The sequence below is a fragment of the Bacillus sp. FDAARGOS_527 genome (assembly GCF_003812125.1).
GTDB lineage: Bacteria > Bacillota > Bacilli > Bacillales > Bacillaceae_G > Bacillus_A > Bacillus_A paranthracis.
Genome location: NZ_CP033795.1, coordinates 5,115,001 through 5,140,855, shown reverse-complemented (window position 1 = coordinate 5,140,855; position 25,855 = coordinate 5,115,001). Strand labels below are relative to the sequence as shown.

Here is a 25,855-nt window from a genome sequence, read left to right as displayed (position 1 = left end):
AGGAGAAGCCTATTGTGACAGGCTCCTCCTAGTAAATAACCGATATATTATATATCTATATAATATACTATTTTCCACAAAAAGTAAAGTTAAACATACATTGGAAAAGCACTTATTTTACTGATAATTTGTAAGTTCCATCGCCATTATCATATTTATATACATACAAGTAATATTCACCTGGTTTTGCATTAAAGTTTGCCTCTATATGATTGCCATTTGCTTGACCGTAAGCAGCATAATTTTGCATATCTGATTCATGGTGAAGTACCCATGTCATCCCGATTCCATACTCATTTAAAACGGAAATATCGATATCTTTCGCTGATGCTACATTAAATGTATAAACATCAGTGTGATCCCCGCCGATAAGGCTACCTTTTATCGTAGTGTTTAGTCCAATACGATTTGCTTCCTCCGGGCGATTATTTGGTTCTGATTCTGTTAAACTTCCATCTTTAACCGTAACCGTTGTTTCGCTTTTGCTCTCTTTCCCTTTATCATCTTTTACTATTAACGCTACTTTATATGAACCTTCTCTTTCATATACATGTACTGGATTTACTTCTGTACTTGTTCTTCCATCTCCAAAATCCCATAAATATGAAACGATTTTTCCATCTTCATCTTTTGAGCCGTCACTTTTAAATTGAATACCTTCTTTTACAAGTCCATTATAAGGGCCATTTATATTAACCGTTGGAGCTTTATTTTCTCCGTCATCTTTTGCGATACCGTGGAAGACTACATCATATTCAAATTCATTTGAGCTATTTACACGATAATTGACGAAATATGCTGTAACAGTTTTGTAGCCACTCCATTCTTTTTGCGCAAGTTGTTCCAAAACTTCATTTACTTTCTTACTCATTGCGTTCCAATCTTCTGACTCACCTTTTGTTACACTACCTGTATACGTACCTTCTAATGTAAATGTATTAAAGAATTGGGAGCTATGTTTTGTCATTTTTGCATCTTTCATCGGCAACGTTTCAGTCATTTCTTTCTCTACTGCTGTTAATGATTTTGGGGCATGTTCAGCTAAATAATCATCCGCTACTGCCGGTACATTATATTTATCTTGATTATCGATTAGCTGCTGCATATACTCTTGATACTCTTTATTTAACTTAGGATCTTTACTTAGATTTTCACGATATGCATCATAATTTTTCACGTCATTCGCACGAATCAAATCTTGAATTTTATCAAATGTTTCAAACTGATGCGTATATAAGTAAGACTGCAATGCGAACGAGTAATTATAGAAATCCCAAGAACCGTATTTAGCAAATAATGTACGCTCTGCTGTATAACGACTTGCAGGATCAGATGATAATCCACTAATGATGCTCTTTCTCGGTACTACATTATTTGTTCGAGTAGACCCTGCGAAAAACTCTGCATTTCCTTCTTGGAACCAAGTTAACCTTTCATTTTGATACATATCTCCTCTTCCGAATAAACCTGGCACTTCATATCTCCCTTGAAGATAATGGGTAAACTCATGGCGGAATAATTCTTCTAAACTATAAATACTTTGTTCTGGCGTGCGTTCATATGTAAAGAATGTTCCTGTTTCTTCAATATAAATTCCACCGTTGTTCGTTTCATATCCATACAGTTGTCTATTTAATTGGTACTCTTCTGGACTGTTATAAATTACGATCGTTAATATATCATCTGCATTGCCCGGCTCTAACGCTTTATCATTCCCAATTACACGATGATACTGCGCTTTTACTTCCTTTGCAGCCCAGTATAGTCTCTTAATTTTTTCTTCCGATACTTTATCTCCTGTTTTAAATACGATAGATCCATCATCAAATGTATACGTTTTTGGTAAGTACTGCTCTTTTCCTTCTTTACGTATTTTCTCTAAATCTACTGTATTCCCGCTATAATCTTTTCCGTTATAATTTGTTGTAATTTGTTCTACTGCGACAAAATACGGCTCACTTAAACGTGGATACATATGCATTGCCTGTGTCACAACTTCTAATCCTTTATTTGGATTGCTATGAAACTTCCCGAAACGACTCGCAAAGTAAATTCCATTATTAACGAGCCACTTATTTTCTGGTGTTACTTCATTTAGAAGAGCAATACGATTTATTTCATTAATAAACCCATCTACTTTTCCATACCACATCGTTTCATTCGCTTCTTTACGAGCCTCAATTAAGTAAGACTGTATATCATAGTCAATCCCTTGCATAATATCGTATATTGCTTGTCCCTTCATTCGATCATTTACATACGTATTAAAATTATCATTATATTGCTTTAAAATATTCGATGCGTATTGAACTGTTTCAACATCGCTTGACGCATTACTAATTAATTTACCGTATGCAGATACGACTGTATCTTGTTCAGCTGTACCAAGCTTAAAGTTTGGATTTTTTGCGATAGATTTTAAAGCAGGTAAACATTTGTCCTGGAAACTTCTTTCATTTAATTCACTTAATTCGTTATTATAAAATGCCAGATAAAAAGCTGAACGTAGCACTTCCGTAAACGTTTGAATTCCTTTTGAATCATCTCTCGTAAACGTACTACCTCGATGAGCTAATTCATCTATAATGACTTGCATTTTCCCCTTATCTTTATAAAAAGCTTTTGCATCTTCATTAAACTGGAATAAATCTGTAATTTGGTGCCACTTAATACAGCCTAACGTTTCAACTAATTCTTGATCATTCATTTTGTTTAAATCAGCCATTGAATAACTTTCCTTAACTTGCTTTACTGCCGCTTTGTTCGGAATAGATGCTGGTCGCTGTGAAAAGTCTCCTACTTTTAAACGTTCTTGAAACGATAATGTTTCCTCCGCTTTAGAAACGTGCCCAATCTCATCTACTGGTTTTTCAATTCCAACTGGTTTCGTTTTCAACACGTTATACGGTACTTTTTCTTCTGCTGATGCAGGAGCTTGAAGCGCCCCTAATGATAGAGCCATTGTACTAATGCTAAGCATAACTTTATTAATCTTTGATTTCTTGTTCATATCCTTGCCCCCTATTTTAATATTCCATCCAAGAATTTAACATAAAATCTAGATACAACAATATAAAATGCAATATTTCATATTATTTCTTCTTACATTTTGTACATATCGTGAACAATCTCCCCACTATCTAGCCGCCAATAGTTATGAATCTTTAGCGATTAAACAGTCCTTTTACACACGTTAAAAATCGAATTTTTTGACAATTAACCCTTTAATTGTTATGATTAATATAATTGTTAACTTTATTAAACAAGGGTGGGATTCTATGATAAAAAAAGAGAACAGTGTATTTTATATCTCCATCTTGCTAACAACATTATTCATCATATGGGGAATTACCCCGGCAAGTTGGATACAAGGCTATGATTTACAAAGCGTTACATCTTCTTTAAATTCATTTATCCTCAATAAATTTGGATGGTTTTACTCTCTACTTATGACCGCAATGATTATTTTAGCCGCTTATTTAGCATTTTCTAAGTACGGTTCTATTCGTCTTGGTAAAGATGGAGAAAAACCAAAGTATAGTTATCCATCTTGGCTATCCATGTTATTTGGGGCAGGAATGGGAATTGGACTCCTCTTTTATGGAATCGCTGAACCGATTTCACACTTTACAGATCCACTAACAGGAAAAGCAGGTACAGAGGAAAGTGCCAAGCTCGCTATGCAATATTCGTTTTTCCACTGGGGTCTCTTTCCATGGTCACTATACGCAATGGTTGCTTTAACAATTGCATATTTCACATTCCGCAAACAAAAAGGTAGCACAATTGGGGCTACAGTTACTCCATTATTTAATCGATCGAAAAATTCTCCTATCGGAAAAACAGTCGATATTTTAGCTGTTTTAGCCACAGTATTCGGTATTGTACCATCTGTTGGGATTGGTGCTCAACAAATCGCCGGAGGATTAAGCTATTTATTCCCTTCTATTCATAACACTTTATTTACACAGCTCATACTTATCGCCATCTTCGCTGTTTTATATTTAACAAGTGCACAAACTGGCTTAGATCGTGGGATTAAATATTTGAGTAACTTAAATTTCTCTCTTGCAGGTATTTTACTCATTTCCTTTTTACTTTTAGGACCAACTGTATTTATTATGAAATATTTCACATCTACACTCGGTTCTTATATTGGAGCTTTACCTAGTATGGGATTAAATTTAGGAGCATTTAATGAAAAATCTTCTTCTTGGATTGAAAACTGGACTATTTTCTATTGGGGATGGTGGATCTCTTGGTCTCCATTCGTCGGTACATTCATCGCCCGTATTTCTAAAGGACGCACAATAAAAGAATTTATTTTTGGAGTTGTATTAGTCCCAACTCTCATCTGCACATTTTGGTTTGCAGTATTTGGCGGTACCGCTATCCATATGGAAATGTTCCAATCGCTTGGTATAGCTGATGAAATCGCAAAAAATGGTACAGAGATTGGATTATTTGCTGTTATTTCACATCTACCGTTCTCTACATTTTTAACAATTATCGGGTTAATTTTAGTAGCCACATTTTTCGTTACTTCTGCTGACTCGGCAACATTTGTCGTTTCTATGCAAACGAGTAACGGAAGCTTATCACCAAAAAATAGTTTAAAACTTATATGGGGATTAACAATCGCGATCATCGCAGCTATTTTATTACAAGCTGGAGGATTAAATGCACTGCAAATTGCAGCGATCATCGCAGCACTACCATTTTCTATCGTAGTCGTCCTTATGGTTACTTCACTCTTTAAAGAGCTACGAAAAGAAGATATTAATTCGCAAACGAAAGAAGTTCCGAAAAAAATAAAAAAAGTTATGTAACAATTAGCGCCTCAAATTACTTCTAAATCTGTGATGAATGCGGAAAAAAGTAAATGAATAAAACCCATTCATATGAAATATCATTTTCATATGAATGGGTTTTTACTCTATTATATAGTGTTGTAAACATGCCTTCTCTTCAAAACCTACTTTCTTGTACAACTTCATCGCACGATCATTATTCGTATTCAAACATAGTTCTATCTCTCTCATCCCTTGGAACGAGAAAATATATTGAATTGCAGCTTGTAATAACCGCTCTCCGACACCTTTTCCATTTATCTCCTTCTAAAAAAGACATCACCATAAGCATATTTCAAAATGAAATCGCCATGATAATGTCTTCTCAAAAACTCATATAATCATCTTACGTTATAATAAGATAAAACGTTTTTTTATTTCTTAAATAATCTCTTTCTAAATACAAACATACTCATCGCTGAAAGAACTAACGCTATGCCTGAAAGTAATGTTGATGTATTCTCTTGTCCACCTGTTGCTCCTAATGATTTCTTACTTTCTTCTTGCTTATTAACAACTGGTTTATTTTCTTTCACAACTTGATTATTCACGTTTTGTTCTTGGACTACTGTGGATTGATTTACTGCGTCTTTTGAACCTTCAATTTCTTTTCCTGTTCCTTTTATCTCAGCTTTCGCCTCTTCAACTCCTGTTGTTGGCTCGTCCACTTCTTCTTTTACCTCTTCAACTTCTTTTATTGGCTCTTTTACTTCCTCTTGCTCTTCTTCAACTTCTTTTATTGACTCTTTTACTTCCTCTTGCTCTTCTTCAACTTCTTTTATCGTTTCTTTCACTTCTTCTTTTGTTTCTTCAACTTCTTTTTCCGGCTCTTTTACTTCTTCTTGCTCTTCTTCAACTTCTTTTATCGTTTCTTTCACTTCTTCTTTTGTTTCTTCAACTTCTTTTTCCGGCTCTTTTACTTCTTCTTGCTCTTCTTCAACTTCTTTTATCGTTTCTTTCACTTCTTCTTTTGTTTCTTCAACTTCTTTTTCCGGCTCTTTTACTTCTTCTTTCGGTATTAATTTTTCTACTATATTCTGCATGACGATGCCACTATATAATATGCCCGTCTCATAATGATCTGCATCCAAGTCAAATTCATATATTTTTTCTCCTAGAGTACTCCAAATGATTCCCTCATCAGTAAGCATTCCACCTGCACTCTTTAACGTAATCTTTTCAATTCGTTCCCCTTCTAAATCATATACAGGTATCTTCACTTCTTTATTTATTTCTGCATCATCCAAAATGACCTTTTGCCTTCTAACATCAATTGTTCCCCACTGGCCTAATTGTATTAACGGCCTTACATCACGAATCTCATTCCCAGCTAGATTTAAGCTAAATAGGTTTAGCATGGAACCAATAACCGTTACATCTTTAATATGATTGTCTTCAAGATTTAACCACTGTAAATTTTCCAATGAAGATAGTGGTGTTATATCTTCAATTTGATTATGAGATACATTCACATTATTCAATTGTTTCAAGTTTGAGATGAACTCAATATTTTTCAGACCTACTCCTTCTAAAGTGAGATTTTCTAAGTTCGTCATGTACTCTAAACCTGTTATATCTTTTATCTCATTTCCTTTTTCTTTAAGGATCTCTAATTTTTTAATCTGTAATAAATCTTCTTTGGTGATGGGAGTGTTTAAATTCTCTCTACCTAAATTCTCTTTATTAATATGTTGTTGTAAAGTTTTATCGAGAATTACATTTTCCTTTTGTTCATTATCCTCTTTTATTTCATCTAACCTTTCAACAACATTTTGAATTACTATTCCATTAAACTTAATACGATTTTCTTCTGGCTTTATATCTAATATAAATTCGTATGTTTTTTCACCGGTAGTACTCCATTTAACAGAACCATTATTAACTATTCCATCTCCATTCTTTAATTGAATAGTATCGAGTGGCTCTCCTTGTAAATTATAGATAGGTATTTTAACTTCCTTATCTTTTTCTACATCATCTAAAAAGATTTTTTGTCTTTGAACGTCAATGTACATTCTTTTTCCTAACTCTTGAACCGGTCTAACATCACGAATTTCATTTGACGCTAGCTTTAAATCATATAAACCTGTTAATTGACTAAGTGGTGTTATATCTGAAATATAGTTTTCTTCTAAATTAAGTGATTGTACAGTAGACATTCTTGATAAAGGTTCGATGTTTTCTAATTCATTTTTAGAAAGGTCTAACTCTACTAATTTTTTCATTGGTGTAATATGTTCAATATTAGTAAGTCCATTGTTACTTAAAGATAAACTCTTCACATTCTTCAGTTGCTCAATCCCAGCAAGATTAGCATTACTAATTTGATTATTTGCTACAGTCAAAGTCCTTAAAGATTTCGCTGTAAATAATGGTTTAATATCTTTTATATAATTACTATTTAAATCTAGCAATTTAATCTTCTTCATTTGACTTAGTGGGCTTAAATCTGAAATTTTATTATTTCTCAAGCTTAAACTCTCAATATGTTCTAACTCAGCCAAAGGTCCAATATCTTCAAGTTCGCCATAGGTTATACTTAATGATTTCAATTGCCTCAAATTCGAGATAAATTTTATATTTTCTAACTTAACTTCTTCCAACGTTAAGTTTTCTAAGTTCTTCATATATTCTAGACCGCTTACGTCTTTTATTCCTTTACTTTTGGCTTCAACGACTATTAAAGATTTAACTTTTAATAAATCTTCCTTAGTTATTGGGGTATCTAAATTTTCTCTATTCAAGTTATATTTATTAATATGCTTTTGTAATTGCTTATCTAATACTACATTTCCGTTTTTATCTTGTTGATCCAATTTATCCTCTTCATTTTCCTTTTGTTCTTCTGGAACATTATTTTCTAAATTTAATGTGTTTACTTCAAACTGTACTTGATACTTATTGTCATAAGCCATTGTCGGAATATAAATATGCATCTGCATATTATATCTCTTCCCTAATTCCCCTACTTCAAACTGAATCACTTTCGTTCCATTTTTCTTTTTATCTTCTGATATTACTTTCACATCATGAAACACACCTGGAGTATGTATATCCTCTGTTTTCAAGTATTGAAAGAAATCACTATCACTTAACGTTGCTGTTACAATTTTCTTTCCGTTCTCAACTGTTAATTTCGGATTTTTTATATAAACAGCTGCCATAGACTCTTCATTTGTTTTATCTTTATACGCTTTAATAACAGCGTCATATGTACCATCTTCTAAACCTTGTCCCGTTTTATTCGCCTCAATTGCTACTGCCGCTAAAGCAGGTGTTGAATAAACAGCAAACGGAAGTGATAACGTCGCCGCTATAATCATTGCATTTATATGTTTTCTTTTATTTCTTTTCAACTTGACATCTCCTCCAAAATATATAAATTAAAATGTAATCATTTCTCGAATAAATGATAATGATTTTCATTATCATTGTCAACTAAAAAAATAAAAAGTTTACAAAAAATAACCCCTCAAAAAGGGGTTATGCCATTTTCTCTCCTGATTCTTCTTTAAAGAAGCTCTTCATCGCATGAAATACGTCTGCTTTTTGCTTTAAAATATAATATCTGAAGTTTTCATCTTTAATATTTTTATAGGCTGACATGAGGGTACTGTGGCGGTTGTACTGATTCACTTCCCCATATCCAAACATATTACACTTCTTCATTAATTCTTCAACAAGTTTTACACATCTAGCATTATCTGATGTTAAATTATCACCGTCTGAAAAATGGAATGGATAAATATTATAGCGGTCTGGTGAGTATTTATTATCAATTAGCTCGAGTGCTTTTTTGTATACAGAAGAACAAATTGTTCCACCACTTTCTCCTTTTGAGAAAAACTCTTCTTCTGGAACTACTTTTGCCTCTGTATGATGGGCAATAAATTCAATATCTACTGTTTCATACTTTGTACGTAGAAATCTCGTCATCCAGAAAAAGAAGCTCCGTGCCATATATTTCTCCCATATTCCCATCGATCCACTCGTATCCATCATCGCTAATACAACAGCTTTTGAATCTGGCTTTAATACTTCATTCCAAGTACGGAACTTTAAATCTTCTTGATGAATTGGATGAAAAGATGCTTTACCACGCATCGCATTTCGTTTATATGCGGATATCATCGTTCTTTTCTTATCGATGTTGCCCCATAATCCCGTTTTTCTAATATCATTAAATTCAACATGTTCAATCTTGTTTTCATCCATTTCTTTTCTCTTTAAATTAGGTAATTCTAATTCTTTGAAAAATGCTTGCTCTAATTCCAAAATAGAGACTTCAGCTTCATAATAATCTTCTCCAGCCGCATCCCCTGCTCCTTGCCCTTTTCCTGGTCCTTTTTGCTTTTGACCACCTGATCCATCTCTCGCAACGACATCACCAACTTTGCTGTCACCATTTCCTTGCCCAACGTGTTTGTTTTTATCATAATTGTACCTAATCTTATATTCATCTAAAGAACGAATCGGTATTTTTACAACGTCCTTACCATTAGACATAACAATGCTTTCTTCTGTTACAAGATCGGGTAAATTATTCTTAATTGCCTCTTGTACTTTCTCTTGATGGCGTTGTTGGTCGTCATATCCTTTGCGATGGAGGGACCAGTTTTCCTGTGAAATCGTATAATTTGGTTGGTTTTCTTCACCCATTTCTTTCCCTCCTTACTGTAATTGTCTTCCTATATGAACAGCAAACTAGAAATTTTGTTTTATACTGTACCAGCTAGAATGAAAGGTAACTGCCCATCGAAAATCATCCCATAAACATATATAACGTTTTTCATATAATACTCCGAGCATCCTAAACAAAATTTTGCCACTCACATACTAGAAAAGAATCATTCAGCCTTTGATAAGAAAGAAACACAATGCATAGTTGCACACATTTACACTTTGCAACATATTGTATTGTGTTGGCTTTTTTCGTATGAATGGTTGGTTACTCTATCATATGCATATTGTAAAAATAATTGACAATAAATTCATAAAATTGCATCTTAATTTATTACATTTGGACAAGGTATGACACTTTACACATATGACTGGATAATAAAACGCTGTCCCGCAAAATACAAGAGACAGCGTTTTGTTATCAAACTATCGGTTTAGCAGACTACCTACATAGCGTAATAATTCATTTGCTGAAGAAGAATTATAGCCGTGCTCATCAATTAAACGTGCAACAACATCATTAATTTTCTTCAGCTGATTTTCGTCTGGTGTTTTCGTTGATGTTGTAATTTTCACTATATCTTTTAAATCAGCAAATAGCTTCTTCTGAATCGCTTCACGAAGACGTTCGTGCGAATTATAGTCGAAGCGTTTTCCTTTACGTGCATAAGCAGAGATGCGAATTAATATTTCTTCCCGGAATGCTTTTTTAGCATTTTCTGAAATTCCAATTTGCTCCTCAATCGAGCGCATTAACTTTTCATCTGGGCTCATTTCTTCACCTGTTAACGGATCACGTAATTTCGACTTATTGCAGTACGCCTCAACGTTGTCTAAGTAATTATCCATAAGTGTCTTAGCGGATTCTTCATACGAATAAACAAACGCTTTTTGTACTTCTTTTTTAGCAATTTCATCATATTCTTTTCTTGCTAATGAAATGAAGTTCATATAGCGCTCTCGGTCTTCATTACTAATCGATGGATGCTGATCCAATCCATCTTTTAAAGATCTAAGCACATCTAGAGCATTAATAGATGGTACCTCTTTTCGAATAATTGTAGAAGAAATGCGGTTAATAACGTAACGAGGATCAATACCTTTCATACCTTCATCTTGATATTCGCGTTGCAACTCCTCTACATCAATCGCATTATAACCTTCTACCGTTTCTCCATCATACAAACGCATCTTTTTAATTAAATCAATATCTGGACGCTTCGGATCTTTTAAACGAGTTAAAATCGTAAACATTGCTGCAACCCGAAGTGTATGCGGTGCAATGTGCACATCGGACACGTCACTTTCACGAATCATTTTTTCATAAATATGTTCTTCTTCACTCACTCGTAAATTATATGGAACTGGCATTACAATAATTCTTGAGTGTAATGCTTCATTTTTCTTATTTGCTATGAAAGAGCGATACTCTGTTTCATTCGTATGCGCTACAATTAATTCATCTGCTGAAATAAGCGCAAATCTTCCCGCTTTGAAATTCCCTTCTTGCGTAAGCGATAATAAATGCCATAAGAACTTCTCGTCGCATTTTAACATCTCTTGGAATTCCATCATCCCACGGTTTGCCTTATTCAATTCTCCATCGAAGCGATACGCTCGTGGATCTGATTCTGAACCATATTCTGCAATTGTAGAAAAGTCCAAGCTACCTGTTAAATCTGCAATATCTTGTGATTTAGGATCAGAAGGGCTAAATGTACCAATACCAGTTCGGCGATCTTCAGAGAAGAAAATACGCTCCACAACTACATCTTCAATTCTCCCACCATATTCTTGCTCTAGGCGCATAACGTTGAGTGGTGATAAATTCCCTTCAATTCTTACTCCATACTCATCAAAGAAATCATCTCGTAAATGATGCGGAATTAAATGAAGTGGATCTTCATGCATTGGGCACCCTTTAATTGCAAAAATTGCTCCTCGATCTGTTCTTGAATATGTTTCTAATCCTCGTTTCAACATCGTAACTAATGTTGATTTACCTCCACTAACAGGACCCATTAATAATAAAATACGTTTTCTAACATCTAATCGTTTTGCAGACGGATGAAAATATTCCTCTACAAGACGTTCTAAAGCATCCTCTAACCCAAATAGCTGATTACTAAAGAAGTTATACTTTCTTCTACCATCAACTTCTTCAATTCCAGCATCTTTTATCATATTGTAAATGCGAGAGTGTGCTGTTTGAGCCACCCATGGTCTTTCCTTCACAAGCTCCAAATACTCCGCAAACGTACCTTCCCATTGTAAGCGTTCTTCTGCTTCTCGATGCTGTTCAATTTTTTTTAGAATATCCATTATAGCTCCTCCCCCATCTCCTTGTTCAATCGGATTATTATAAAAGGTATGCTAGGATGTCCTTAAACATTCTTTAAATCAAAATGAAATATACAGTAGTGTTATAAAATTCTCTCCAAAATTCAAAGAAAATTCTGTATAATATAGGTATTAAAGTTTTTACACCTCTATTCATTTTAAATAAATTCTTTTCTTCCAAGAACATTACATACATTTCGATTCATATTTCAGATTCGTAAACTGAAAAAATAGGAGGATATTAGTATGAAATTATTATTAATTTTAGGTGTATCACTCACATTTCTTACAGCTATTTTTACATCTGGTTACAATGATAAACCCGGTACACATAAAAAGTGATGTGCTTCTTAGCACATCACTTTTTTTATCGATTATTTATAATACACATTTTCCACATCATATTTTGATAAAGGGCGGCTATAATAATAACCTTGTACAAACTTCACATTCTTTTCCTTCAAAAATTGTATTTGTTCCGCTTTTTCTACCCCTTCTGCAATTACATTCAATTCCAACGTATGAGCTAGATGAATAATTGCAGCCGTAATATTCGTATCGCGTTCATCTACATGTATACCTTCCATAAAAGAACGATCAATTTTCAAAGTATCAATTGGATACGTTTTTAAATAACTCAAAGATGAATACCCTGTACCAAAATCATCTAAATGAATCTTTAAATTTTGTTCTTTAAATTTTGTTCTTTTAATTGTAGCAATACTCTTTTCGATATATCTTTATGTATAAGGGCTCCTTCTGTAACCTCTATCGCTAATAAATGAGCTGGTACATTGTACTTATGTAAAGCTCGTGTAATCATCTCTATTAATGTAATAGAGCGAAAATGCCTGGCTGAAATATTAACTGCAATTGGGACAACTTCATATCCTTTATTTAACCATTCGCGTATTTGTCGACACACTTCATTTACTACCCATTCATCAAGCTTAATAATAAATCCTGTTCTTTCTGCTAGCGGAATAAATTGATTGGGAGAGACAAATCCTAATTCTTTATTCTCCCACCTTATTAAAGCCTCCATACTAGCTATTTTTTTCGTTTCAATATTAATTTGCGGCTGATAATATAAGAAGAATTCATTTTTTTCTATAGCACGATGTAATTGGTTTTCTATTATAAATCTTTGTTCACGCTCACAATCTAACCCACTGCAATAAAAATGATAATGCCCTTTTCCTTTTTCTTTTGCTTTTTCCAAAGCAGCATCAACTCTTTGGAATAATATCTTTTCATCTTCTCCATCTGTTGGAGCCATTACAATTCCGATTGAAGCACTTAAATACACGTCCTCTTCTTCGATTACAAAATGTTCACTAATCCTTTTCAGTATGTTTTTGGAAACTCCCTCTACACGTTCTTTCGTTATATTTTCTATTAACATAACAAATTGATCATCGTGTTCTCTAAATAAGTGTATACCGGGTATTTGAAAACTGCTTAAACATTCTGTAACTTTTTGTAACACTTTATCTCCTTCTTTATGACCAAACGTATCATTAATAAGGTGAAATTCATCTAAATCTATAAAGATAAACGCAAAAGCTACCTTCTCATTTAAAAAATCATTTAACTTATTTGTACATGAAATTCTATTCATTAATCCTGTTAGCTGATCATAATAAGCTAAATATTCCGTTCTCATTTCATTTAATATTTGCTTTGTAACATCCCTTGTAACAATATATACTCCAACAATTTCACCATTTACAATAATCGGGATAGTTCTCAAGGAAATATAGAGCTCGTACCCTTCTTTATGAACATATTTCTTTGAAACAATTTGCTTTGCCCTTCCTTGCATGGCTTCTTTAAATATAATTTGAAAATCTTTTTCATATTCTTTATTAATAAATTCAAAAATAAACTTATTATTTAATTCTTCAAATCGGTATCCAAATATTTCATACGTTGCTGGATTTGCATATGTAATTCTTCCTATAGAATCTATAGATATGATGGAGTCATTATTATATTCTAGTAATGACTTAAACAGCATTTGTTTTTCCTCTATCTCCATCTTCTCCTCTATTTGAGCTGTGATATCCCTTGTAATACAAATAATAAACTGACATACTCCTTCTTCATCAAATACAGGATTAAGTGAAGATTCATAATGTAAATTACCAGTTGGTAAACTAACTACATCACAAAAGGTATGTGCTTTCGCTTCGCTCGCTACTTTTGCATATTGCACTTGCAATATTTCCGCCGTATCTTCCGGTAATACTTCTGCAAAAGTTTTTCCATAACATTCTTCACTTAGCTTCGCATAATCCATACCTAACTTATTTACATAAATATATGTAAATGTTTCATCATCAATAACTTTAACAATAAATACTAAATCTTGAATAGCATGTAATAATCCTCTTCTTATTAAATCCATATCTATCATACTTAAAAAGGTATTTTGATTACTATATTGTTCCTTCATATTTATCTCAACCCGTCTGATCTATTTTTATTCATATATCCCATTTTATATGAATATGTATCCTTTTTTAAATGTATGATTACATATTATTTTTATTTTTAGAAAAAAAGTCGCCATATGGCGACTTTTAATAAACAATTTCTAAATCTAATCCTGGATAATTTTGTTGACGGAATGCTTCATAAATTAAAATAGCTGCTGTATTAGATAAATTTAATGAACGCACTTTATCAGTCATTGGAATACGTAAACAATGATCGAAATTTTCTTCGATTACATTAGCTGGTAAGCCGTTCGTTTCTCTTCCAAATACAAAATAGTAATCCTTCTCACGTTTGCTATAATCAAACGCTGTATGAGCTTTCTCGCCATACTTTGTTAAATAGAAGAATTCACCGTCTTTATTTTTCTCATAAAACTCTTCAATTGAATCATAATACGTAATTTTCACGTGCTGCCAATAATCTAATCCTGCACGCTTTAACATTTTATCATCCGTTGAAAATCCAAGCGGTCTAATCAAATGTAATTCTGTTCCAGTTGCTGCACAAGTACGAGCAATATTCCCTGTATTTGCTGGAATTTCTGGTTGATATAAAACAACATGTACTCCCACGCGATATTCACCTCTGTTTTTTGTCTACTACGTATTATACCACTTGAGCGAAAAATCTCTACCCATTAATAATATGAAAGAATTTATATTTCATTTGTGGTGTATATTTACTAGAATCTTCATAGTTCCAATAACGCCGACGGCTATTCGCTGAATGTGCATTTACAAGTGGCATACCATCTGCGTCTTTTGCTACTACAATCGTCGTATGGTTCCACCTACCATCATCCTCGAAATCATAAGCGATGACATCACCAAGAATAAGGTCCTCTGGCCTTTCTACAGCTTCAGCTCGAAGTCCTGATGTAGCACCTGACAAATACCAATAAAAAGAGTGTGCAACAGCCCAGCTCCAACTCCACTGATTCTCCCTTTGCCACCATCCTTTACGAATATTAGGATATCCATTCATTGGTACTTCTCCAGTATGAAGACATTGAGAAATAAAATTCGTACAATTATCAGGGAAATTACGATATGCAGGGTTTCGATCATCCCACCAACGCTCTGCATATTTAACTGCCTCTAAACGGTTGTACTGATAGGAACCGTACTTCTCTTTTGTAACTTCCCTTTCTAATGTCTCACTCATTCCAACTGCTTCTGGCACTTCAATAGCATAATCACCTATTATCCGGCTATTATTTAAACAAACTCTTCGTTTTAATTGTTCCTCTTCAATATAAAATAATTCTTTATGCTTAATTAAATATTTAAAATGTATTTGATAATCAATTTCTTGATGATTGCTATTATTTAATTGCCTCATAAAAGAAACATCCGCAGTTGCTTTTACTATCTCTGCATTACGCTTTTGAAATAATTGTTTCTTTCTCTTTGCTATTTGTAATAAATCTTCAGCAATACCATCTACATTTGTTCGTTTCTCTGTTATATATGCTAAAAAGTGTTGGACTTGCTTTTCAATATTTATTTTTACAACCATTTCGTCTCCCTCCCATATTACAATATGAAAAAGGGAGATATTATCTACTCTTTTTTCTGCGCTAACAGTTCAAGTCCGCGATTCATTTCATGAAGAACCTCTTCGTCTTTCTCACGTTGCATCGCTTTTTCAATAGCTTCGCCCACACCGTCTCCACCAATTTTCCCAAGCGCCCACGCTGCCGTCCCGCGAAGCACTGGTCTTGGATCATCTTTCATAACACCTATTAAATCTGGAATTGCTGATGCTTCTTTAAAATGTGCAAGTGCCAAAATCGCATTTCGTTGCAACGGTTTTTTACCTCTCCATGAACCAGACATAATTCCATATTTCTCTTTAAAATCACGATTGCTAATTGTTAAAAGCGGTGTTAATAACGGTTTAACTAACTCAGGATCTGGTTCCATCTCAGGGTGATTATGAAAATCCATTCCTTTATTTTTCGGACAAACTGTCTGACACGTATCACATCCATAAATACGATTACCTATTTTGTCGCGATACTCTTCTGGTAGGAATCCTTTCGTCTGTGTTAAAAATGCTATACACTTCTTCGAATCTAACTGTCCTCCTTGTATTAAAGCACCTGTAGGACAAATATCAATACACTTTGTACAGCTCCCGCATTGATCTTCTATCGGCTGATCTGGTGGGAATGGAACGTTTGTAATCATTTCTCCTAAATATACATACGAACCAAATTCAGGTGTAATAATAGAGCAGTTCTTACCGCTCCATCCAATACCAGCACGCTCTGAAACAGCTCGATCACTTAATTCACCCGTATCAACCATTGACTTAACTTCTATATCGGGAAGTTTTTCGATTAAATATGCTTCTAATTTCTGCAAACGATCTCGTAAAACGAGATGATAATCTTGTCCCCAAGAAGCACGACAAAAAATCCCGCGGCGTTCTCCACGCTTACTTAATGGTGCATTTTTTAATTTTGAAGGATACGCTAATGCAATCGCAATAATTGATTTTGCACCAGGTAATAGAAGCTGTGGGTTCGTTCTCTTTTCTATATCAGGCTCTTCAAATCCAGATTGATAATTTAATTGTTGCTGCTGGATTAAGCGCTGCTTTAATTCCTCAAATGGTGAAGCACTAGCAAAGCCTATTTTATCTATACCAATTGTTTTACTATACGCAATTACATCTTGCTTTAATTGTTCAAAATCCATTCCTAATCGCCTGGTTTGAAATTCTTATAAAAATCTATAAATTGTTGGCGAACCAAGTCAAATGCCAACTACCGAAAAGGAATCTCACCTTTTTCCTGTCCGTAAGGGTTGTGACCTTTTCATCCACCTATTGTGAAAGAATGACGGCAGGTTCCTGTTAGGAACGATCTGTCCTTGCATACTACCATTCATCCAAGTCAGTAGTATGCAAGAGGTTATAAGAAATAAACCAGTCCCCCCCTTCTCATTTAAATTTTAAATACGAATTGTTGATTGTTCATATAAACAGTTTTGTGAAGAATGCTCCACAATTTCCAATTATGATATTCTTTCCACGTTTGAATTGTTTGTAACCATTTTTTATATACTTTTTGCGTATTCTTTTTACTTTCTTCCATGGAAGCAACAAGAATACGCAGTTTTGTTGTAATTTGGTTTTTTAATAATAATATAATTTCTTGTGGTAATTGTTCTTGCAATTCTAATCCACGTCTTGCGATCGTGAATGCGGCTGCTTCATGAACGCTAATACCGAAATTTTTACTATATTTTAATTTTCCGATCACACTTGTATAAGCGGGGTTTACTGTTTTAACAGAAAATCCGTTACGAAGAGCCATACGAATTAAACTGTTCAACATCTTTTTATACGTAAATTGATAGAAATTACGATTACTGTATTTATCAGTATCATGAGATTGTTGAAACTTTAAATCTTCTAAAACAATTCCACCTACATTGTTTTCCAATAACCATGTTTTAATTTGTTGTACGATTTGTCCAATTATCGTTGCGCGTTTGTTTGTTGAAAATGTATTCAGATTGTGTAGATAAAAAATTTTTGAACCTTTAAAATTACCTTGTTTTGTACATAAACTAACTGCAATGCGGTCCGGATTTACATCAATTCCTGCAATTACATCTGATTGTGGTGTTTCCTTGAAATCTAGTACACGACCTATTTCTGTTTCATCAAACGTAATATTTACATAAAATTCATTTTGTTTACGAATGATTTCTACACTATATTTTTGATGCTCTATAATCGGTTTTCCTTTTGAATTTACACCGATTTGCTTTCCCATAACGACATTTGTAATTTGATGATAAAAACGATATGGAATCATAATCGGAACTTTGATTCGGGGGCTCTTTGTTTTTCCATTTGTTCGTCCTAATGGATTTGCAATTTCTAACCATCCTTGCCCACAATCATCAACTGTAATGCGCATGTTCAAATTCCCTTTTTTACTTTTATCTCCGCGAGAATATAATTGCCTTGTACGTAAATCTTTCCATTCTTGATTGGATATCTTGTTTTTCATTCTTTCATAGAAATTTTTCCGCCCACCAAAAATAATAGGAGGTAATGTTTTATTTTTAATATGTTTTGCATACGTTTCAATTCTTTGTTCTAATTTTTGTTTTCGTTTTCTTAAACCAATTAAACAAGTTTCTAATGAAACTTGTTTAGGTCTTTTTTTGCCGCGTTCATAATCATCTATTTTTTGTAACGTCTTTTCTAACTTTTTTTGATTGTTTTCTAGGTAAACAGGAAGAAGTTCTTTTTGAGAGAAAAGGATCGTTTGCACTTGTAAAATTGCATCTTCACAAAAACGTTTATTTAATAAATATTTAGGTTGTAGTTTTTTTATCAATTCTTTCTCGTTTTCGCCCTCAATCAAACGATTAAAACTATATCGTTTTGCACTTTCGAACGTACGGATCAAAGTAATTAAAGCTTCCGTTTGTTCTTTTGTAATAGAATTGATTTTACAAGTACGTGTTGTTTTCATCCTTTTCCCCCTTTTCATCACCTGAAAATATTATAGGTTGAATTCTGTAAAATATAAAACCTGTAATTGTAAATTTTTATAGTTTTTTATAGATTCTTATTTACTGTTATTTCCTCCTCAGATGAATCCATCCTTTATGTAACGATCTATTAGTTAGCAATTCACTTTTGGAATACTATTCTTTACTTCTATTTTCGCATACAATTACGTTTTCCAAACATTAAAAAACGCAATGCCTCGTTTATCTCGGAAACGAAACACTGCGTTGATCACAATTTATAGAAAAACATTTAATAAAATTTGGAGCGGGTGAAGAGAATCGAACTCTCGACCAGAGCTTGGAAGGCTCTTGTTTTACCACTAAACTACACCCGCAAATATGAAATACATATAAGATATTAGAATAACTTATGTAAAGTAGTATAGCATGTAAAAAAAGCGGAAGCAAGAATTTTATCGAAAAAAGTCGAAAAAGTGATGAGTAGCTCATCACTTTTTCAATTCTTTATCAATCGCCTTCTTCATACTATCGAAATCAGGATTTGCAAGATTTCCGTTTATATATACTGAAGGAGCACCTTGAACTTTTAATTTTTGAGCACGATCTGAATCTTTACGTACTTTTTCTTTTATTTCTTTACTGTGTAAATCTTTCTTAAATTGATCTACATCAACTTTCGGAAGCTTCTCTTTCACAATGTTAAGAAGTAATTCTTCTGTAATCCATTCTTCGGTATCTTTCTTTTGACTTTGATAAATCTCATCATAGAAAGTCCAGAATGAATCTTTATCTTGTTTATAAATTGCTTCACCAGCTGCTGCACCTAAATCAGAGTCTTTCCCAATAAACGGAAAATTAATAAAGTATAACTGCACTTTACCTTTATCAATATACTCTTCTTTTAATCGTGGCAATACTGTTACATCCCAAGTACGACAAGCGGGACATTTGAAGTCTCCAAATTCAACTACCTTAACCGGAGCATCATCTTTCCCTAAAGATTGTTGTGTGGAATAAGCAAACATCTCATTCCCTTTATCTTTTTTGTCATTTATGATGCTATACGCAATCGTTCCGATTACAATCAATACTGCAATAGAAAAAACTATACCAAGGGCCATGAGTTTATTTGATTTCATATACATTCCTCTTTAAATTCATATTCTGTATACAGCATTGTACACAATACACATAATATCAACACTTATATACATCACGCAATGAACACGCTCACATAAATTACAAAAACACAATAATTGTGACGATATTGTGTCACAATTTGTCACAATTTATTCAAAAAAAGAAGCTCCTATGTAGGAACTTCCTTTAGCTTACTGCTTTTTCACGAGCACTATTTAACATTGACTGCTCTGTTTTTATATCATGCCGAATTACTAACTTCTCACTAACTGCTTGCACATACTCATCATGATTGATATAGCCTTCTTTCTCCATCAATCTCAAAACGACATTTCGTCTCTCTACGGCCTTATCATAATTTTGTGCAGGTGAGTAATAAGCAGGTGCCTTTACTACAGCAGCCATCATTGCACTTTCAGCCAACGTTAATTGGCTTACCTTTTTACCGAAGTATAGGTTTGCTGCTTTTTCAATTCCCCATGCTCCTTCTCCGTAATAAATATTGCTTACATACAATTTTAAAATTTCATCCTTCGTAAATGTACGTTCAATTTTTTTCGTATAGAAAATCTCTTTCCACTTACGAGAAAATGTACGTTCATTCGTTAAAAAAGCATTTTTAGATAACTGCTGTGTAATTGTGCTTCCGCCTTGCACAACACCACCAGCTTTTATATTTTCAACAGACGCTCTGACAATCGCTATATAATCTAAACCGTTATGATGATAAAACCTTTTATCTTCTGTCGCAATAAATGCATGTGTCAATGATTCTGGTACCTCTAACTTAGCCGGTACATGTAATTTACTAATATCACTTTTCTCAATCATTACATTTCCAATGAATAATAACGTAAAACTTAACAATAATAATAAAATAATGGCTTTATAAAAAAACTTAGTCATTGGATTTAATGCAACTTTTTGATGATAGTTCACCCTAGATAATACTCGTTCTTTCATCTTAAACACCTCTTTTCCACATAGCGTATAACTCTTACTTTAAGAATACCTTGTTGTAAAAAAATATCCCATCGATTTCTCTTACACGTACCTTACATCATTGTAAGGTATAAATTGAAACTTTCATCAGACCCCCACCAATCTGGCTGCCCGGCAAATAGCGGGATAAAAAAGTATTGTATCACAGTCCTTTTTTATCTACTATTCATCTGAAATATTGAATATAGATTATGCTAAATCAATAGCAGATTAGATCTTAAGGCTATTATACTTTCTCTATTAAAGCGCCCTATTTTCATTATATCATCTACCAATATATATACTTTTGAGTATCTAGTAATCTAAATGTACATAATATATCATATATTATACAGAACAAATGTTCTTTAAATCAATACTAACGCTATTATTATTTTGACCTTTTTCTTAAACAGTATACAAAAAAGAGTAGTGATTTGACTGTATCTCAAATCGGCTACTCTTTTCTTTACAATCTTCCTATTAAGTTATACGGCTGCACTTCCCACGTTTCATACGGAATGAAATGGGTTGCTCTCATCGCATCAAGCGTTCTGGATTTCATATGAGGACGCGTTATATACTCATTTATGTTCTCTTCGTTTAAAGCTACAAATTTAGCCTCTTGTATTTCTTCATGTTGAATTTTTATTTCACCGCTTACATATGCTACTTTAAAAACGACAGCTAAAATGTTCATGGAAGCATTATAATAAACTCCTGTAACTCCAAGCGGCTTCACAGTTAAACCCGTCTCCTCAAGCATTTCCCTACAAACAGCTTGATCGAGTGCTTCCCCTTCTTCTACCTGTCCTCCTGGTAACTCCCACGTATCAGCTCGCCAGTGTACCTTTGCTAATAACACTTCATCTTTTTCATTTGTTAAATAGCCTGCTACAGCAACGATATGTTTTGGTGTTTTTTGTTCCAGGTTAAGCCTCCTAGTAATAATGAATATTTCATATATCCCTATAAGCATATTCCCTGTTTACAATAAAATACCTTTATTAAAAAAGCCCCTATTCGTTAAACGAACAGGGGCTTTTATCGTATTATTCTCCTAAGTCTACGTTGTGATAAACTTGTTGTACATCTTCTAAATCTTCTAATGCATCAACCATTTTTTCAAATTGTGCTTGTGCATCTTCAGGAAGTGTTACATCGTTTTGTGCAAGCATTGTTAATTCGGCAACTGTAAATTCTTCAACACCCGCATCTTTAAGAGCAGATTGTACTGCATGGAATTGATCTGGTTCAGCATACACGATAACAGCATCTTCTTCTTCAAGGATGTCACGTACATCTACATCTGCTTCCATTAAAATCTCAAGAACTTCATCTGATGTTTTCCCTTCAAGGCCGATAACAGCTGTTGCATCAAACATGTAAGCTACAGAACCGTTTACACCCATGTTACCACCGTTTTTGCTAAATGCAGCTCGTACATCTGCTGCAGTACGGTTTACGTTGTTTGTAAGTGTATCTACAATTACCATAGCTCCATTTGGTCCGAATCCTTCATAACGAAGCTCGTCATAATTTTCTTCTGAACCACCTTTTGCTTTTTCAACTGCACGATCGATAATTGTTCTTGGAACATTGTATGTTTTCGCACGTTCTAATACAACTCTAAGCGCTTGGTTTGATTCCGGATCTGGCTCGCCTTGTTTTGCCGCTACATAAATTTCACGTCCAAATTTCGCGTATATACGGCTAGTATTTGCATCTTTTGATGCTTTTTTATCTTTAATATTATTCCATTTACGACCCATACTTTCCACTCTCTTTCCCGTTTTAAATCTACATAAAAATATTAATATGAAATATCATGTGTGTTCAACACATTTTTAAAAGAAATATAAAAAGTTCATTTTTGATTCATATTACAGACATAATATAAATTACTATCATTTTGTTCTTTCGACAAGTTATATTATACATGAATTCCTACATTTATTACGAATTTTAGAAGCACATAACATAATTTAGCAAAAAAAATCCTACCATTTCACCAACACACTATTTATGCTTATTTTGTAGTGTGATGAAAATATAAAAAGACTCTACACATTTGGTGTAGAGTCTTTTTATTACGCCGTTCGTGATACCGATGGTCGGGGTCGAACCGACACTCCCGAAGGAACACGATTTTGAGTCGTGCGCGTCTGCCAATTCCGCCACATCGGCACAAAAGAAAAGGCGGCAACCGGATTTGAACCGGTGATAAAGGTTTTGCAGACCTCTGCCTTACCACTTGGCTATGCCGCCATATAAAATTTTTCTGGAGCGGAAGACGGGATTCGAACCCGCGACCCCAACCTTGGCAAGGTTGTATTCTACCACTGAACTACTTCCGCAAAAATGGCTGGGCTAGCTGGATTCGAACCAGCGCATGACGGAGTCAAAGTCCGTTGCCTTACCGCTTGGCTATAGCCCATCGAATTCTTACTTAATTATATGTAAGTATCCATTAGATTATTTATAATTTTTAAAATAAAAATGGGGCGACTGATGGGAATCGAACCCACGAATGCCGGAGCCACAATCCGGTGCGTTAACCACTTCGCCACAACCGCCATGTTGTGTAAATATATTTGGCAGGGGCAGTAGGAATCGAACCCACACTGGAGGTTTTGGAGACCTCAGTTCTACCTTTAAACTATGCCCCTATGTAAATGGTGGAGGGGGGCAGATTCGAACTGCCGAACCCGAAGGAGCGGATTTACAGTCCGCCGCGTTTAGCCACTTCGCTACCCCTCCGAAACTTACATGGTGCCGGCTAGAGGACTTGAACCCCCAACCTACTGATTACAAGTCAGTTGCTCTACCAATTGAGCTAAGCCGGCGTATTTTATTAAAGTAAATGGTGGCTCGGGACGGAATCGAACCGCCGACACGAGGATTTTCAGTCCTCTGCTCTACCGACTGAGCTACCGAGCCTTATTAAAATGGCGGTCCCGACCGGGGTCGAACCGGCGATCTCCTGCGTGACAGGCAGGCATGTTAACCACTACACCACGGGACCATTTGGTTGCGGGGACAGGATTTGAACCTGCGACCTTCGGGTTATGAGCCCGACGAGCTACCGTGCTGCTCCACCCCGCGATAATATTATTCATATAGTTTATATGGTGGAGGATGACGGGATCGAACCGCCGACCCCCTGCTTGTAAGGCAGGTGCTCTCCCAGCTGAGCTAATCCTCCAAAAGTGGTGACCCGTACGGGATTCGAACCCGTGTTACCGCCGTGAAAGGGCGGTGTCTTAACCACTTGACCAACGGGCCAAATATTATAAATCCTATGGCGGAGAGCAAGGGATTCGAACCCTTGATACGCTTGTGACGTATACACGATTTCCAATCGTGCTCCTTCGGCCAACTCGGACAGCTCTCCAATGGCTCCGCAGGTAGGAATCGAACCTACGACCGATCGGTTAACAGCCGATAGCTCTACCGCTGAGCTACTGCGGAATAATATTGCCTGGCAACGTCCTACTCTCACAGGGACAAGGTCCCAACTACCATCGGCGCTAGAGAGCTTAACTTCCGTGTTCGGTATGGGAACGGGTGTGACCTCTCTGCCATCATTACCAGACATTATTCTTTTGAGACAATCATTATTATAACTTATTTTCTTTAAAAGTCAACAAGTTTTTTATGTTCTCTCAAAACTAGATAACATTGCTACATATTATATGGTTAAGTCCTCGATCTATTAGTATTCGTCAGCTCCACATGTCACCATGCTTCCACCTCGAACCTATCAACCTGATCATCTTTCAGGGATCTTACTAGCTTACGCTATGGGAAATCTCATCTTGAGGGGGGCTTCATGCTTAGATGCTTTCAGCACTTATCCCTTCCGCACATAGCTACCCAGCTATGCCCTTGGCAGAACAACTGGTACACCAGCGGTGCGTCCATCCCGGTCCTCTCGTACTAAGGACAGCTCCTCTCAAATTTCCTACGCCCACGACGGATAGGGACCGAACTGTCTCACGACGTTCTGAACCCAGCTCGCGTACCGCTTTAATGGGCGAACAGCCCAACCCTTGGGACCGACTACAGCCCCAGGATGCGATGAGCCGACATCGAGGTGCCAAACCTCCCCGTCGATGTGGACTCTTGGGGGAGATAAGCCTGTTATCCCCGGGGTAGCTTTTATCCGTTGAGCGATGGCCCTTCCATGCGGAACCACCGGATCACTAAGCCCGACTTTCGTCCCTGCTCGACTTGTAGGTCTCGCAGTCAAGCTCCCTTATGCCTTTGCACTCTACGAATGATTTCCAACCATTCTGAGGGAACCTTTGGGCGCCTCCGTTACACTTTAGGAGGCGACCGCCCCAGTCAAACTGCCCACCTGACACTGTCTCCCGGGTCGATAAGACCCGTAGGTTAGAATTTCAATACAGTCAGGGCGGTATCCCACCAGCGCCTCCACCGAAGCTAGCGCTCCGGTTTCAAAGGCTCCCGCCTATCCTGTACAAACTGTACCAAAATTCAATATCAGGCTACAGTAAAGCTCCACGGGGTCTTTCCGTCCTGTCGCGGGTAACCTGCATCTTCACAGGTACTATAATTTCACCGAGTCTCTGGTTGAGACAGTGCCCAAATCGTTACACCTTTCGTGCGGGTCGGAACTTACCCGACAAGGAATTTCGCTACCTTAGGACCGTTATAGTTACGGCCGCCGTTTACTGGGGCTTCAGTTCAGAGCTTCGCTTACGCTAACCCCTCTCCTTAACCTTCCAGCACCGGGCAGGTGTCACCCCCTATACTTCGCCTTACGGCTTCGCAGAGAGCTGTGTTTTTGCTAAACAGTCGCTTGGGCCTATTCACTGCGGCTTTCCGTTAAGAAAG

The 25,855-nt window shown here is 35.4% G+C and carries 13 protein-coding genes, 16 tRNA genes, 2 rRNA genes and 2 pseudogenes (1 of these 33 cut by a window edge); 1 reads left to right on the top strand and 32 read right to left on the bottom strand.

Annotated features, from left to right (window positions below):
• Positions 1-112: 112 nt before the first annotated feature.
• The gene (gene colA / locus EGX95_RS29350; protein ID WP_001036387.1) at positions 113-3,010 is read right to left on the bottom strand and encodes a collagenase ColA; all 2,898 of its coding nucleotides are present in this window, start codon (positions 3,008-3,010) and stop codon (positions 113-115) included.
• Between the two features lie 268 nt (positions 3,011-3,278).
• On the opposite strand from colA, the gene opuD reads away from it, so the two are divergent.
• Positions 3,279-4,829 carry a glycine betaine transporter OpuD gene (gene opuD, locus EGX95_RS29345; RefSeq protein WP_000591583.1) on the top strand — a complete coding sequence of 517 codons (1,551 nt, stop codon included), beginning with the start codon at positions 3,279-3,281 and terminating at the stop codon, positions 4,827-4,829.
• A 102-nt stretch (positions 4,830-4,931) separates the two neighbouring features.
• Here the strand turns inward: opuD and EGX95_RS29340 are convergent.
• From EGX95_RS29340 to EGX95_RS29190, 31 genes and pseudogenes are all read right to left on the bottom strand, one after another.
• Positions 4,932-5,117: pseudogene (locus EGX95_RS29340) on the bottom strand (GNAT family N-acetyltransferase); the annotation flags it as partial.
• Between the two features lie 107 nt (positions 5,118-5,224).
• On the bottom strand, positions 5,225-8,206 hold the full coding sequence (locus EGX95_RS29335; RefSeq protein ID WP_000827918.1) for an NEAT domain-containing protein: 2,982 nt from the start codon (positions 8,204-8,206) through the stop codon (positions 5,225-5,227).
• 127 nt (positions 8,207-8,333) lie between these two features.
• Entirely contained in the window at positions 8,334-9,509 is a 1,176-nt protein-coding gene (yhbH, locus tag EGX95_RS29330; RefSeq protein ID WP_000503504.1) for a sporulation protein YhbH, read from the bottom strand.
• Positions 9,510-9,956: 447 nt separating this feature from the next.
• Positions 9,957-11,852 (bottom strand): PrkA family serine protein kinase, encoded by a 1,896-nt coding sequence (locus tag EGX95_RS29325; protein WP_000353279.1) that lies wholly within the window; start codon positions 11,850-11,852, stop codon positions 9,957-9,959.
• A 392-nt stretch (positions 11,853-12,244) separates the two neighbouring features.
• Positions 12,245-14,328, bottom strand: a pseudogene (locus EGX95_RS29320) (EAL domain-containing protein).
• Positions 14,329-14,455: 127 nt separating this feature from the next.
• Positions 14,456-14,944 carry a tRNA (uridine(34)/cytosine(34)/5-carboxymethylaminomethyluridine(34)-2'-O)-methyltransferase TrmL gene (gene trmL, locus EGX95_RS29315; protein ID WP_000538147.1) on the bottom strand — a complete coding sequence of 163 codons (489 nt, stop codon included), beginning with the start codon at positions 14,942-14,944 and terminating at the stop codon, positions 14,456-14,458.
• Positions 14,945-15,002: 58 nt separating this feature from the next.
• Entirely contained in the window at positions 15,003-15,890 is an 888-nt protein-coding gene (locus EGX95_RS29310) for an amidase domain-containing protein (RefSeq protein ID WP_000260539.1), read from the bottom strand.
• A 44-nt stretch (positions 15,891-15,934) separates the two neighbouring features.
• Positions 15,935-17,077, bottom strand: coding sequence for a tRNA epoxyqueuosine(34) reductase QueG (queG, locus tag EGX95_RS29305; RefSeq protein ID WP_000345218.1), 1,143 nt, complete (start codon positions 17,075-17,077; stop codon positions 15,935-15,937).
• A gap of 248 nt (positions 17,078-17,325) precedes the next feature.
• Positions 17,326-18,873 (bottom strand): IS200/IS605 family accessory protein TnpB-related protein, encoded by a 1,548-nt coding sequence (locus EGX95_RS29300; RefSeq protein ID WP_000859069.1) that lies wholly within the window; start codon positions 18,871-18,873, stop codon positions 17,326-17,328.
• A 301-nt stretch (positions 18,874-19,174) separates the two neighbouring features.
• Positions 19,175-19,248: transfer RNA gene (locus EGX95_RS29295), tRNA-Gly, on the bottom strand.
• Between the two features lie 114 nt (positions 19,249-19,362).
• Positions 19,363-20,013 carry a DsbA family protein gene (locus EGX95_RS29290; protein ID WP_000841313.1) on the bottom strand — a complete coding sequence of 217 codons (651 nt, stop codon included), beginning with the start codon at positions 20,011-20,013 and terminating at the stop codon, positions 19,363-19,365.
• A gap of 187 nt (positions 20,014-20,200) precedes the next feature.
• Positions 20,201-20,977: a transglycosylase domain-containing protein gene (locus EGX95_RS29285; RefSeq protein ID WP_000664704.1), complete on the bottom strand. Its 777-nt coding sequence runs from the start codon at positions 20,975-20,977 to the stop codon at positions 20,201-20,203.
• Between the two features lie 487 nt (positions 20,978-21,464).
• Positions 21,465-21,926: an NUDIX hydrolase gene (locus tag EGX95_RS29280; protein ID WP_000436092.1), complete on the bottom strand. Its 462-nt coding sequence runs from the start codon at positions 21,924-21,926 to the stop codon at positions 21,465-21,467.
• A 121-nt stretch (positions 21,927-22,047) separates the two neighbouring features.
• Positions 22,048-22,767: a YebC/PmpR family DNA-binding transcriptional regulator gene (locus tag EGX95_RS29275; RefSeq protein WP_000532947.1), complete on the bottom strand. Its 720-nt coding sequence runs from the start codon at positions 22,765-22,767 to the stop codon at positions 22,048-22,050.
• Between the two features lie 333 nt (positions 22,768-23,100).
• A tRNA-Leu gene (locus EGX95_RS29270) sits at positions 23,101-23,182 on the bottom strand.
• Between the two features lie 10 nt (positions 23,183-23,192).
• Positions 23,193-23,263 (bottom strand) — tRNA-Cys (locus tag EGX95_RS29265).
• A gap of 14 nt (positions 23,264-23,277) precedes the next feature.
• Positions 23,278-23,352 (bottom strand) — tRNA-Gly (locus tag EGX95_RS29260).
• 5 nt (positions 23,353-23,357) lie between these two features.
• Positions 23,358-23,432: transfer RNA gene (locus tag EGX95_RS29255), tRNA-Gln, on the bottom strand.
• A gap of 63 nt (positions 23,433-23,495) precedes the next feature.
• Positions 23,496-23,571, bottom strand: a tRNA-His gene (locus EGX95_RS29250).
• A 19-nt stretch (positions 23,572-23,590) separates the two neighbouring features.
• Positions 23,591-23,664: transfer RNA gene (locus EGX95_RS29245), tRNA-Trp, on the bottom strand.
• A gap of 7 nt (positions 23,665-23,671) precedes the next feature.
• Positions 23,672-23,755 (bottom strand) — tRNA-Tyr (locus tag EGX95_RS29240).
• Between the two features lie 10 nt (positions 23,756-23,765).
• Positions 23,766-23,841, bottom strand: a tRNA-Thr gene (locus EGX95_RS29235).
• 18 nt (positions 23,842-23,859) lie between these two features.
• Positions 23,860-23,935 (bottom strand) — tRNA-Phe (locus tag EGX95_RS29230).
• A gap of 9 nt (positions 23,936-23,944) precedes the next feature.
• Positions 23,945-24,020: transfer RNA gene (locus EGX95_RS29225), tRNA-Asp, on the bottom strand.
• A gap of 3 nt (positions 24,021-24,023) precedes the next feature.
• Positions 24,024-24,100: transfer RNA gene (locus EGX95_RS29220), tRNA-Met, on the bottom strand.
• 24 nt (positions 24,101-24,124) lie between these two features.
• Positions 24,125-24,200, bottom strand: a tRNA-Val gene (locus EGX95_RS29215).
• Between the two features lie 5 nt (positions 24,201-24,205).
• Positions 24,206-24,280 (bottom strand) — tRNA-Glu (locus tag EGX95_RS29210).
• A 17-nt stretch (positions 24,281-24,297) separates the two neighbouring features.
• Positions 24,298-24,389: transfer RNA gene (locus tag EGX95_RS29205), tRNA-Ser, on the bottom strand.
• A 2-nt stretch (positions 24,390-24,391) separates the two neighbouring features.
• Positions 24,392-24,466, bottom strand: a tRNA-Asn gene (locus tag EGX95_RS29200).
• Positions 24,467-24,474: 8 nt separating this feature from the next.
• Positions 24,475-24,590: ribosomal RNA gene (gene rrf, locus EGX95_RS29195) — 5S ribosomal RNA — on the bottom strand.
• 100 nt (positions 24,591-24,690) lie between these two features.
• Positions 24,691-25,855: ribosomal RNA gene (locus EGX95_RS29190) — 23S ribosomal RNA — on the bottom strand (it continues 1,758 nt past the right edge of the window).

Bases quoted from the DNA above. Each gene is read 5' to 3' on its own strand.
- EGX95_RS29325 (WP_000353279.1), bottom strand. From the start codon at position 11,852: ATGGATATTCTAAAAAAAATTGAACAGCATCGAGAAGCAGAAGAACGC.
- colA (WP_001036387.1), bottom strand. From the start codon at position 3,010: ATGAACAAGAAATCAAAGATTAATAAAGTTATGCTTAGCATTAGTACA.
- EGX95_RS29285 (WP_000664704.1), bottom strand. From the start codon at position 20,977: ATGAAAGAACGAGTATTATCTAGGGTGAACTATCATCAAAAAGTTGCA.
- EGX95_RS29310 (WP_000260539.1), bottom strand. From the start codon at position 15,890: ATGGTTGTAAAAATAAATATTGAAAAGCAAGTCCAACACTTTTTAGCA.
- EGX95_RS29300 (WP_000859069.1), bottom strand. From the start codon at position 18,873: ATGAAAACAACACGTACTTGTAAAATCAATTCTATTACAAAAGAACAA.
- opuD (WP_000591583.1), top strand. From the start codon at position 3,279: ATGATAAAAAAAGAGAACAGTGTATTTTATATCTCCATCTTGCTAACA.
- yhbH (WP_000503504.1), bottom strand. From the start codon at position 9,509: ATGGGTGAAGAAAACCAACCAAATTATACGATTTCACAGGAAAACTGG.
- EGX95_RS29275 (WP_000532947.1), bottom strand. From the start codon at position 22,767: ATGGGTCGTAAATGGAATAATATTAAAGATAAAAAAGCATCAAAAGAT.
- EGX95_RS29290 (WP_000841313.1), bottom strand. From the start codon at position 20,013: ATGAAATCAAATAAACTCATGGCCCTTGGTATAGTTTTTTCTATTGCA.
- queG (WP_000345218.1), bottom strand. From the start codon at position 17,077: ATGGATTTTGAACAATTAAAGCAAGATGTAATTGCGTATAGTAAAACA.